Here is a 10,334-nt window from a genome sequence, read left to right on the forward strand (position 1 = left end):
CCGCCGCTGCCAGAGGCGGCGCAGGCGGGCGCTCATGCGGTCAGCCTCAGGGCGCCGCGGCGGCCGAGGACTGGGTGGCGAAGGTGACCTGCACCAGGCCGACCCGGCGTGCGGCCTCCATCACGGTGACCACCGCCTGGTGCGGGGCGGTGGCATCGGCGCTGATGATGACCACGCTGTCGCCCTGGCTACCCGACTGCGCGGCCGCGGCGAGCGCCTGGGCGACGAGCTCGGGGCTGCGGCCCTCCAGGGTCTGGCGGTTGACCGCGTAGCGGCCATCGGCGGCGACGGCGACGATGATCTCGCGCGGGCGGTCGCGCAGCTGCTCGGCGTTGGCCACCGGCAAGGTCAGCTGCAGCTCGGTGAATTTGCTGTAGGTGGTGGTGAGCATGAGGAAGATCAGGATCACCAGCAGCACGTCGATGAACGGGATCAGGTTGATCTCCGGCTCTTCCTTGGCGCGGGGGCGGAAGTTCATGGCAGATCGCTCCGGTGGGCAGGGCGCGCCGTCAGCGCGGCAGCCGCATGAGGTGGCGCACGAACTGCTCGGCGGCGAGCTCGAGGTGGAGCAGGTAGCCGTCCACGCGGCTGCGGAAATAGCGCCAGAAGATCAGCGCCGGGATGGCGACGATCAGGCCGAAGGCAGTGTTGTAGAGCGCGACCGAGATGCCGTGGGCGAGCTGCGCGGGGTTGCCGCCGCCGCCCACACCGCCGGCGCCGCCCTGGGAGCCGAAGATCTCGATCATGCCGACCACGGTGCCGAGCAGCCCCAGCAGCGGCGCCGCCGAGGCGATGGTGGCAAGCGCGTTCAGGTATTTTTCCAGGCGCTGTGCGGCCGCGCGCCCAGCGCCTTCCATGGCGGCGCGCAGCTCGGCCTCGGAAGCCTGGGGATGGGCCGCCACGGTGCGCAGCCCCGTCGCCAGCACTTCGCCCATGACCGAGCTCTGGGCAAGCTGGTTCACCGTCTCGGCCGCCGGCACGCCGCGCGAGGACACCGACAGCGCCTCATCCAGCAGCTTGGGCGGCGCCACACGGGCCGTCTTCAGCGCCATGAAGCGTTCGAAAATCAGCGCCAGCGCCAGGATGGAACAGGCAAGCAGGGGCCAGATCGGCCAGCCTGCGGCTTGTATGATGGAAAGCACGTCTCACTCCGCTCGAATGCCAGGCAACCCGCGATTATGGCGCAGCCCCGCAGGCCTCCCGCAGAGCCGCGACCACGGTCCCTCTTGCCCCCAATTTCTGTGGATAACTTTGTGGGAAACCCCGTGCACAGCAGGCCCAAGTCGGCACCGGTGCTTGCTTTCGCTGCGGTGATGAAAAAAAAGACAGGCGAAATCCTATATAAATCAATGACTTGTGCTGTTGCTCACAGTAAGTGCGTGAAAACATTCGCGCAGAAGGCTGTCAACGCCGCAGGCTCCCAGCTGTGGATGGGTGGCGCCTGGCGGGGCGCGGGGCTGCCCGGAGATGGCCGTGCTTGAGCCGCCGGTCGACGCCGCGAGCGACCCGGTCTGGGCGGTGGGGGCGCTGTGCCGCGCGGTGGGCGATGCGCTGGCCGCGCGCTTCAACCCGGTGGCGGTGCGCGGCGAGATCACGGGTTTCTCGCGCGCGGCGAGCGGCCATTGCTATTTCACGCTCAAGGACCGCGACGGGCAGCTGCGCTGTGCCATGTTCCGGCGCGCGGCGCAAGGGCTTGCGGTGCTGCCGCGCGACGGCGAGCAGGTCGAGGTGCGCGGGCGGATCGGGGTGTACGAGGCACGCGGCGACCTGCAGCTGGTGGTGGAGGACATTCGTCGGGCCGGCCAGGGCGCGCTGTTCGAGGAGTTCCTGCGGCTCAAGGCCCGGCTGGAGGCCGAAGGGCTGTTCGATCCGACAAGGAAGCGCCCGCTGCCGACGCTGCCGCGCGGCATCGGCATCGTCACCTCGCCCGGAGCGGCCGCACTGCACGATGTGGTCACGGCGCTGCGGCGGCGCGTGCCGCACATCCCGGTGGTGCTGGTGCCGGCGCTGGTGCAGGGCGCGCAGGCGCCGGCCTCGATCTGCGCGGCGCTGGAGCAGTTGTACCGACTGGCTGCAGAGGGCGGGGGCGAGGGGTATGCCGCTGGCGCGCCGCCGATCGACGCCATCCTGCTGGTGCGCGGCGGCGGCTCGATCGAAGACCTGTGGGCCTTCAACGACGAACAGGTGGCGCGCACGGTGGTGCAAAGCCCGGTGCCGCTGGTGAGCGGCATCGGGCACGAGACGGACTTCACCATCGCCGATTTCTGCGCCGACCTGCGCGCGCCCACGCCCACCGCGGCGGCGGAACTGGTAGCAGAGCCGCGCGAGCTCTGGTTGGGGGCGCTGCAGCTGCTGGGCGAGCGGCTGTCGGAGGGCCTGCAGCGCCAGCTCGACCAGCGCCACCAGCGCCTGGACATGGCGGCCCAGCGCCTCGGGCGCCCCTCGGGCCTGCTGGCACGCCAGCAGCTGCAGCTCGCGCGCACTGGGCAGCGCATGCGGCATGCGGCGTTGCTGCGGCTGCAGCGGCTGGACCAGGAGCGCCAGCGCGTGCAGGCGCAGTTCCCGCAGCTGTGGCAACGCCGCCTTGCGCTGCAGGGCGAGCAGCTGGAGCGGCTCGGCCTGCGGCTGGAGCTGCTGAACCCGCAGCGCGTGCTCGAGCGCGGTTATGCGCTGCTCACGGATGCAGAGGGCCGGGCAGTGACCGACCCGGCGCAGGTGCGCACGGGCGACGCGCTGCAGGCGCGACTGGCCGGGGGCGCACTCGACCTGGTGGCCGCGCCGCCGCGCTTGCTGTAGGCGCAGGCCGCGAATCGGATTGCGGCAAGCGCCTACAAGGAAAGGGGCATTCCATTTCCTACAATGGCTTGTTCGCACCGCCCGCCTCGCATGCGGGCGGCCCATGACCACAAGCAACAACGAAGGACGACCACCATGGAACACACCCTGCCGCCGCTGCCCTACGCCATTGACGCCCTGGCGCCGCACTACAGCCAGGAAACGCTCGAATACCACCACGGCAAGCACCACAAGGCCTACGTGGACAACCTGAACAACCTGCAAAAGGGCACCGAGTTCGAGAACATGCCCCTGGAGGAGATCGTCAAGAAATCCAGCGGCGGCATCTACAACAACGCGGCCCAGATCTGGAACCACACCTTCTTCTGGAACTGCATGACCCCCAACGGCGGCGGCGAGCCTTCGGGCGCCCTGGCCGAGGCCATCCGCGCCAAGTGGGGCAGCTACGCCGCCTTCAAGGAAGCCTTCGTCAAGAGCGCCGTCGGCAACTTCGGCTCGGGCTGGACCTGGCTGGTCAAGAAGCAGGATGGCAGCGTGGACATCGTGAACATGGGCGCCGCCGGCACGCCGCTGACCACCGAGGACAAGCCGGTGCTCACCGTGGACGTGTGGGAGCATGCCTACTACATCGACTACCGCAACCAGCGCCCGAAGTTCGTCGAGACCTTCTTCGACAAGCTGGTGAACTGGAAGTTCGCCGAGAGCAACTTCGCCTGACGCCGGGCGTCCGGCCGCCGCTCCCCGTGCGGGCAGGGCGGCCCCATGAAAAACCCCGGGCAGACCGCTCCGGGGTTTTTTGTGGGCGCAGCCTTCAGAGCCCGAGCGCGAGCAGCGCCTCCTCGGACATGCGCGAGCGATCCCAGGGTGGGTCGAACACCAGGTTCACGGTGATCTCGCCCACCCGCGGCAGCGCCAGGATCTTGTCGCAAACCTCGTTGGCGATCGACTCGCCCATCCCGCAGCCCGGTGCGGTGAGCGTCATGTCGACCACGGCGCGCACCTTGTCCTGCTCCGCCAGGGGCTCGAATTCCAGCCGGTAGACCAGCCCCAGATCCACGATGTTCACGGGGATCTCCGGGTCGTAGCAGGTGCGCAGCTGCTGCCACACCAGCGGCTCCAGGTCGTCGATATGCAGATCCTCGGGGACCACGATGGCTTCGGGCGGCTGCTTGCCGATGGCGTCGGCGTCGCTGCCCTTGAGCCGCATCAGCTGGCCCTCGACCAGCAGCGTGAAGGAGCCCCCCAGCGCCTGGGTGATCTGGGCGAGCTGGCCGGCCTCCAGCTCCACCGGGTGGCCGCTGGGGATGGTCTCGACCTGGACCGGGCGGCGCACCAGGACGTCCTCGCGGTGTCGGCGGTGCATCATGAGGGTTGCCCTCCTGCCGCCTGCGTGCCGCCGTTGCCCGCACCGGGCGCGATGGCGTGGGCCAGCGCGTGCCAGCCCAGCAGGGCGCACTTGATGCGGCTCGGATAACGGCGCACGGCGCTCAGGCTCACCAGCTTGCCCAGAGGCGCCTCGCCCGGGGCTTCCTCGCCGGTCAGCAGGCCGCGGAAATGCTGCTGCAGTTCCTGGGCCGCCCCGACCTTGCCGCCCTTGACGGCTTCGGTCATGAGCGAGGTGGAGGCCATGCAGATGGCGCAGCCCTGGCCGGTGAAGCGGATGTCCTCCACCTGATCGCCCTCGATGCGCAGCTGCACCGCCACGCGGTCGCCGCACGAGGGGTTGGTTCCCTCCGCCGCGTGCGTGGCGCCCGGCAGGGGGCCGTAGTTGCGCGGCGCACGCTTGTGCTCCATGACGACCTCCTGGTAGAGCTCGTCCTCGGCGCTGCCCAGCATGTCGTTCATCGCAATACCTCCAGGGCGCGCGCCACGCCGGCGAGCAGGCGCTCGACCTCGTCCGCGGTGTTGTACAGGGCAAAGGAGGCGCGCGTCGTCGGCCCCAGCCCGAGGTGATCGTGCAGCGGCTGGGCGCAGTGGTGGCCCGTGCGCACGGCGATGCCGCGCTCGTCGAGCAGCGTGCCGATGTCGTGTGGATGCACGTCGCGCGCCACGAAGGCGACCAGCGCGGCCTGCGTGGCGTGCGGGCTCAGCACCGTGACGCCGTCGAGCGCCGCCAGTCCGGCCGCGGCCTGGGCGCGCAGCGCCTGCACGTGGGCGTCGATGCGCTCGCGGCCGATGGCGTCGATGTAGCGCGCCGCCGCCGCCAATCCCACCGCGCCCGCCACGTTCGGCGTGCCGCCTTCGAGGCGCGCGGGCAGGGCGGCAAAGCCCGCCCCATCCAGGCGCACCCAGTCCACCATGTCACCGCCCAGGCGCAGCGGGTAGAGGCGTTCCAGCGCCTCGCGCCGGCCGACGAGCGCGCCGGTGCCCATGGGCCCGTGCATCTTGTGGCCGGAGAAGGCCATGAAGTCGCACGCCAGCTGCGTGAGCGGCGGCATGGCGTGGGCCACGGCCTGGGCCGCGTCGAGCACCGTCAGCGCGCCGGCATCGCGCGCCAGTTCCAGCATGGCGGCGTAGCGCGGCTGCTCGCCGGTGGCGTTGGCCGTGGCGGTCAGGGCCAGCACGCGCGTGCGCTCGCCCAGCAGCTTCGCCAGGTCCTGCAGGTGCAGCCGTCCCTGGGCATCCGGTTGCAGGACGCGCAGGACGGCGCCACTCATGCGCGCCGCGTGCTGCCAGGGCAGCAGGTTGGCATGGTGCTCCAGGCCGGAGACGATGATCTCGTCGCCCGGGCGCAGCCAGGCATGGCCGGGCCCGCCGGCCCACAGGCCGTGGGCAACCATGTTCAGGGCCTCGGTGGTGCCGGAGGTGAAGACCAGCTCGTGCGTGTCGTCCGCGCCGACGAAGGCCTTGAGGGTGGCGCGCGCGGCATCGAAGGCGTCGGTCGCACGCTGGCTCAGCGTGTGCACGCCGCGGTGGATGTTCGCGCGGTCCTGCGTCTCGAAACGCTCCATGGCCTGCAGCACGGCGCGCGGCAGCTGGGTGGTCGCGGCGTTGTCCAGATAGGCCAGTGGCTGGCCGTGGACGGACTGCGCGAGCACGGGAAAGTCCGCGCGCAGCTCGTGCACCGGCAGGGCGGGGTGGAGCAGGGGATGGGAGCTGTCCATGATCAACGGCCTTCCCCGGCGGGCTGCAGCGCACCCAGCTGCCGGCGCAGCGCCTGCGCCAGCCAGCCGCCTCCCAGCCAGTCCTCCAGCAAGGGCGACTCGCCCAGGCTGCGCTCCAGCACCGCGCGGGCCATGCCCTCGATGACCAGCGCCCGCGCCGTGCCCTCGTCCAGGCCGCGCTGCTGGGCATAGAAGAGTGCATCCTCGGGCAGGGCGCCCCAGGTGGCTCCATGGGCGGCCTGCACCTTGTCGTGCAGGATCTCCAGGTGGGGCCGCAGGAACAGGCGCGGATTGCCGGCCAGCGGCACGCCCGACAGGCGCTGGTGGATGCTGGCCTCGTCCGCGCCGGGGGCGATGCGGGCGTGGGCGCTGCTGCCGCAGCGCGCGCCGCCTTCCGCAAGCGTGAGGGTTTCCACCTCGCTGCGCGCCTGGGCGGCCTGCAGACTGGCATTCAGCTGGTGGTCCAGTTGCCGCGTGCCGGCCAGCAACAGCGCGGAGTGGCGCGCCAGCGCATCCTCGCCCAGCAGCTCGACGGTGTTGCGCTGCAGGTGGTAGGACGCACCGATCGCGACCGTCGCCTGGTCGTAGCGTGCGCCGGCCGCGAGGCGCCCCTCCACGTGGTGTGCAAGGCTCGCGCCCGCACCCGGCGCCGCGACGCGCAGGTGTTCCAGCCGCGCGCCGGCGCCGAGCAGGACGTGGACCTGCAGGTTCTGCACCTGCGCACCGCTGTTGGCAGGCATGTCCAGGCCTTCATGCACTTCCAGCAGCCGGCATTGCGCGCCCGGCTCCAGCTCGACGACCAGCAGAGGCGCTTCGACGCTCGAGCGCGGCTGGTGCTGGAGCACCACGGAGACCGGCTCTGCAGCCGCCCGGATGCGCAGGCGTGCGCCCGCCGTGCACAGTGCGCGGTGCGCCCAGGCAAAGGGTGCGACCTCGGTCTCGCCAGGGTGGGGCAGCTCGGCCAGCAGGGAGCGGCGCTGTTGCGGCTCCAGGGCGCTCAGTTCCTCGAACGCCACGGCGGGCGGGGTGCCGGCCGCCTCCTCGGGAAGGCCGATGCGCCAGCCGCTGGCGGCGGCAGTGTCGTCGTGCGTGTGCGTGGGCCGCTCGCTGCCGAGCCACAGCTCCATGGGCGGCGGCGGCAGGTTGCGAAAAGCCTCGCTGCGGCGCGCGATCCAGCCGCGCTGCTGCAGGTGCTCGCGCGCTGCCCGGGGGTCGTCCAGGGGTCTCACGGCAAGGTCCATGGCTTCAGGCCTCCACCGGTTGGGGCGCAAAGCCGTGTTCCGCGATGGTGCGCGCCAGTTCCATTCCGCCCGCCTCGGCAATGCGCCCGTCCTGCAGCCGCAGCACGGCGTCGGGCGCGAGCAGCTCGATCATGGTGAGGTAGTGCGAGATCACCACGAAGGCCGTGCCTTCGGCGCGCATGCGCTCCACCAGGGCGACCACGGCGCGCACGCCATCCACGTCCATGCCGGAGTCGATCTCGTCCAGCAGCGCGACCTTGGGGCGCAGCATCGACAGCTGCAGCAGCTCGTTGCGCTTGCGCTCTCCTCCCGAGAATCCCTCGTTGACCGGGCGTGCCAGCATCGCCGCCGGCAGGCCGAGGTCGCTGGCCGCCTGCTTGGCGCCCGACAGGAAGTCGAAGGCATCCAGTGGCGGCTCGTCCCGCGCCGCGCGCTGGGCGTTCAGCGCCGTGCGGATGAACAGGTTGTTCTTCACGCCGGGCACGTCCGGCGGCGCCTGGAAAGAGACGAACAGCCCGGCGCGGGCGCGCTCGTGCGCTGCCAGGGACAGCAGGTCCTTGCCGTCCAGCAGGGCCTGTCCGCCCTGCACGTGGTAGCGCGGATGGCCGGCCAGGGCCAGGCCGAGCGTGCTCTTGCCGCTGCCGTTGGCACCCATCAACACGGTGAGCGAGCCCGGCGCCACGTCCAGCGACACGGATTGCAGCACGGTGCGCTCGCCGACCTGCACGCGCAGGTCGCGCACTTCGAGCACGGGAGTGGGGTGGTTCATGGGGGTTCCTTCTCTGTTTGTCCGGTTCTGGTGATCGGCGGCCGGGCTCAACCCACCGCGCCTTCGAGCGATACCGCGAGCAGCCCCTTGGCTTCCAGCGCGAACTCCATGGGCAATTCCTCGAGCACGGCCTGGCAGAAGCCGCCGACGATCAGCGCCGTCGCTTCCTCGGGGTCGATGCCGCGCTGCTCGCAATAGAACAGCCGCTCCTCGGAGATGCGCGTCGTGGTCGCCTCGTGCTCGATGACGGCGTCGCCGCGCGCCGTGTCCACGTAGGGGAAGGTGTGGGCGCCACAATCCGGCCCGATCAGCAGCGAATCGCACTGCGTGTGGTTGCGTGCGCCCTCGGCGCCGGGGTTGATGCGCACCAGACCGCGGTAGCTGTTGTGGGCGCGCCCGGCGCTGATGCCCTTGCTGACGATCCGGCTGGTGGTGTTCTTGCCCAGGTGGATCATCTTGGTGCCGGTATCGGCCTGCTGCATGTGGTTGGACACGGCGATCGAGTAGAACTCGCCGCTCGAACCCTCGCCGCGCAGCACGCAGGAGGGGTATTTCCACGTGATAGCGGAGCCGGTCTCGATCTGCGTCCAGGCGATGCGCGAGCGTTTGCCGGCGGCGAGCCCGCGCTTGGTGACGAAGTTGTAGATCCCGCCGCGCCCCTGCTCGTCGCCGGGATACCAGTTCTGCACGGTGGAGTACTTGATGAAGGCGTCGTCGTGCGCGACCAGCTCGACCACGGCGGCGTGCAGCTGGTTCTCGTCGCGCTGCGGGGCCGTGCAACCCTCCAGGTAGCTCACCGAACTGCCTTCCTCGGCGATGATCAGCGTGCGCTCGAACTGGCCGGTGTTCTGCGCGTTGATGCGGAAGTACGACGACAGCTCCATCGGGCACTTCACGCCCTTGGGGATGTAGACGAAGGAGCCATCCGAGAACACGGCCGAGTTCAGCGCGGCATAGAAGTTGTCGCCCTGCGGCACCACGGTGCCAAGGTAGCGTTCGATCAGCTCGGGGTGGTTCTGCACGGCGTGCGAGAACGAGCAGAAGATGACCCCCACCTCGGCCAGCTGCTCGCGAAACGTCGTGCCCACCGAGACCGAGTCGAACACCGCGTCCACCGCGACGCCCGCCAGGCGCGCGCGCTCGTGCAGCGGCACGTTCAGCTTTTCGTAGGTCTCCAGCAGTTTGGGATCGACCTCGTCCAGGCTTTTAGGGCCATCCTTCAGGGACTTGGGCGCGGAGTAGTAGCACAGCGCCTGGAAGTCGATCGGCTCGATGTTCAGGTGCGCCCAGTCGGGCAGCTCCATGGCTTGCCAGCGCTCGAAGGCCTCCAGGCGCCAGTCCAGCAGGAACTGCGGCTCGCGCTTCTTGCGCGAAATGGCGCGGATGGTGTCCTCGTCCAGGCCGGGCGGCAGCGCGTCGGACTCGACGTCGGTGACGAAGCCATGCTGGTAAGGGCGGGCCAGCGCGTGCGCCAGCGGATCGGCGTGGGCGAGGGAGGTCTCGGATGGCGTGGGCATGCAGGTCCTCTCGATTTAATATGTATGTAGTATGCATCTTTTATCCTGGGCTGCGGAAGGCAGATCGGGAATCCTCACGCAAGCCATGGAGATTGAAGGCCCGGCACTGCTCTACCATGCGGACTGCCCTTGATGCCGTCCAGTTTCCGGAGACTGTCCATGCCCCCTTCCGAGCAAATCCATGACTTCGCCGTGGTCGGCGCCGGCATTGCGGGCGCATCGGTGGCCTGGGAACTGGCCGCTTTCGGCAGCGTCCTGGTGCTGGAGCGCGAATCGCAGCCCGGCTACCACACGACGGGGCGCTCGGCAGCGCTCTACAGCGCCACGTATGGCACGCTCCTGATCCAGGCCCTGACGCGCGCCAGCCGCGCCTTCTACGACGAACCCCCTGCCGAGTTCGGCACCAGCGCACCAATCCTCACGCCCCGGGGCGTGGTCTATGTGGCCCGGCCGGACCAGCTCGGGTTGTTGGAGGCGATGCTGGCCGATGCCCGCCAGCGCAACCCGGGAGTGCGGCGCCTGGGGCGGGACGAGCTGCTGGCGCAGGTCCCCTGCCTGCGGCACGAGGTCGTGGCCGCTGGGATGAGCGAGCCCGGCGCGGCCGACATCGACGTGCACGCCCTGCACCAGGGCTACCTGCGCGGACTGCGCCGGCGCGGCGCGCTGCTTCGCACCGACGCCGAGGTGGTGGCGCTGCAGCCTCGCGGCGAAGGCTGGCAGCTGCGGCTGGCCGACGGGACGCAGCTGCAGGCGCGTGCCGTGGTCAATGCGGCCGGGGCCTGGGCGGACGAGCTGGCGCGGCTCGCGGGCGTGCCGCCCATCGGCCTGGAGCCGCGCCGGCGCACGGCCTTCACCTTCGCGCCACCGGCCGGCGCCGAGATCGGCGGCTGGCCGGCCGTCATCGGCG

11 protein-coding genes are annotated in these 10,334 nt (G+C 70.5%); 3 read left to right on the top strand and 8 right to left on the bottom strand.

The features are described 5' to 3' along the window. Nucleotides 1–46 precede the first annotated feature (46 nt). A complete protein-coding gene (locus A612_RS00740) occupies nt 47–478 on the bottom strand; it encodes an ExbD/TolR family protein (protein ID WP_019372707.1) in 432 nt (143 codons plus the stop codon). A gap of 31 nt (nt 479–509) precedes the next feature. Then, nucleotides 510–1,142 carry a MotA/TolQ/ExbB proton channel family protein gene (locus tag A612_RS00745; protein WP_019372708.1) on the bottom strand — a complete coding sequence of 211 codons (633 nt, stop codon included), beginning with the start codon at nt 1,140–1,142 and terminating at the stop codon, nt 510–512. Nucleotides 1,143–1,467: 325 nt separating this feature from the next. Between A612_RS00745 and xseA the strand changes: the two genes are divergently transcribed. After that, on the top strand, nt 1,468–2,796 hold the full coding sequence (gene xseA, locus A612_RS00750; protein WP_019372709.1) for an exodeoxyribonuclease VII large subunit: 1,329 nt from the start codon (nt 1,468–1,470) through the stop codon (nt 2,794–2,796). A 135-nt stretch (nt 2,797–2,931) separates the two neighbouring features. Further along, nucleotides 2,932–3,513 (top strand): superoxide dismutase, encoded by a 582-nt coding sequence (locus A612_RS00755; protein WP_019372710.1) that lies wholly within the window; start codon nt 2,932–2,934, stop codon nt 3,511–3,513. A 94-nt stretch (nt 3,514–3,607) separates the two neighbouring features. Here A612_RS00755 and sufT read toward each other — a convergent pair whose 3' ends face one another. Genes sufT through sufB form a run of 6 tightly spaced genes read right to left on the bottom strand, consistent with a single transcriptional unit; the run spans nt 3,608 to nt 9,427 of the window. Next, nucleotides 3,608–4,162 carry a putative Fe-S cluster assembly protein SufT gene (sufT, locus tag A612_RS00760; protein ID WP_019372711.1) on the bottom strand — a complete coding sequence of 185 codons (555 nt, stop codon included), beginning with the start codon at nt 4,160–4,162 and terminating at the stop codon, nt 3,608–3,610. After that, nucleotides 4,159–4,641 (bottom strand): Fe-S cluster assembly sulfur transfer protein SufU, encoded by a 483-nt coding sequence (gene sufU, locus A612_RS00765; RefSeq protein ID WP_019372712.1) that lies wholly within the window; start codon nt 4,639–4,641, stop codon nt 4,159–4,161. Before sufU ends, sufT begins: the two co-directional genes overlap by 4 nt. Next, the gene (locus A612_RS00770; protein ID WP_040435402.1) at nt 4,638–5,900 is read right to left on the bottom strand and encodes an aminotransferase class V-fold PLP-dependent enzyme; all 1,263 of its coding nucleotides are present in this window, start codon (nt 5,898–5,900) and stop codon (nt 4,638–4,640) included. The genes sufU and A612_RS00770 overlap by 4 nt, the downstream gene beginning before the upstream one ends. A gap of 2 nt (nt 5,901–5,902) precedes the next feature. After that, a complete protein-coding gene (locus A612_RS00775; protein WP_019372714.1) occupies nt 5,903–7,141 on the bottom strand; it encodes a SufD family Fe-S cluster assembly protein in 1,239 nt (412 codons plus the stop codon). A 4-nt stretch (nt 7,142–7,145) separates the two neighbouring features. Continuing rightward, complete coding sequence (sufC, locus tag A612_RS00780) at nt 7,146–7,910, bottom strand: Fe-S cluster assembly ATPase SufC (RefSeq protein ID WP_019372715.1); 765 nt, start codon at nt 7,908–7,910, stop codon at nt 7,146–7,148. Nucleotides 7,911–7,957: 47 nt separating this feature from the next. Beyond that, complete coding sequence (gene sufB, locus A612_RS00785) at nt 7,958–9,427, bottom strand: Fe-S cluster assembly protein SufB (protein WP_019372716.1); 1,470 nt, start codon at nt 9,425–9,427, stop codon at nt 7,958–7,960. A gap of 159 nt (nt 9,428–9,586) precedes the next feature. On the opposite strand from sufB, the gene A612_RS00790 reads away from it, so the two are divergent. Beyond that, on the top strand, nt 9,587–10,334 hold a 748-nt coding region (locus tag A612_RS00790; RefSeq protein WP_019372717.1), incomplete at its 3' end, for an NAD(P)/FAD-dependent oxidoreductase.

It is taken from the genome of Melaminivora alkalimesophila, from assembly GCF_000282995.1.
GTDB classification, from domain to species: domain Bacteria; phylum Pseudomonadota; class Gammaproteobacteria; order Burkholderiales; family Burkholderiaceae_C; genus Melaminivora; species Melaminivora alkalimesophila.

Bases quoted from the DNA above. Each gene is read 5' to 3' on its own strand.
- A612_RS00740 (WP_019372707.1), bottom strand. From the start codon at position 478: ATGAACTTCCGCCCCCGCGCCAAGGAAGAGCCGGAGATCAACCTGATC.
- xseA (WP_019372709.1), top strand. From the start codon at position 1,468: ATGGCCGTGCTTGAGCCGCCGGTCGACGCCGCGAGCGACCCGGTCTGG.
- A612_RS00755 (WP_019372710.1), top strand. From the start codon at position 2,932: ATGGAACACACCCTGCCGCCGCTGCCCTACGCCATTGACGCCCTGGCG.
- sufT (WP_019372711.1), bottom strand. From the start codon at position 4,162: ATGATGCACCGCCGACACCGCGAGGACGTCCTGGTGCGCCGCCCGGTC.
- sufU (WP_019372712.1), bottom strand. From the start codon at position 4,641: ATGAACGACATGCTGGGCAGCGCCGAGGACGAGCTCTACCAGGAGGTC.
- A612_RS00770 (WP_040435402.1), bottom strand. From the start codon at position 5,900: ATGGACAGCTCCCATCCCCTGCTCCACCCCGCCCTGCCGGTGCACGAG.
- A612_RS00775 (WP_019372714.1), bottom strand. From the start codon at position 7,141: ATGGACCTTGCCGTGAGACCCCTGGACGACCCCCGGGCAGCGCGCGAG.
- sufC (WP_019372715.1), bottom strand. From the start codon at position 7,910: ATGAACCACCCCACTCCCGTGCTCGAAGTGCGCGACCTGCGCGTGCAG.
- sufB (WP_019372716.1), bottom strand. From the start codon at position 9,427: ATGCCCACGCCATCCGAGACCTCCCTCGCCCACGCCGATCCGCTGGCG.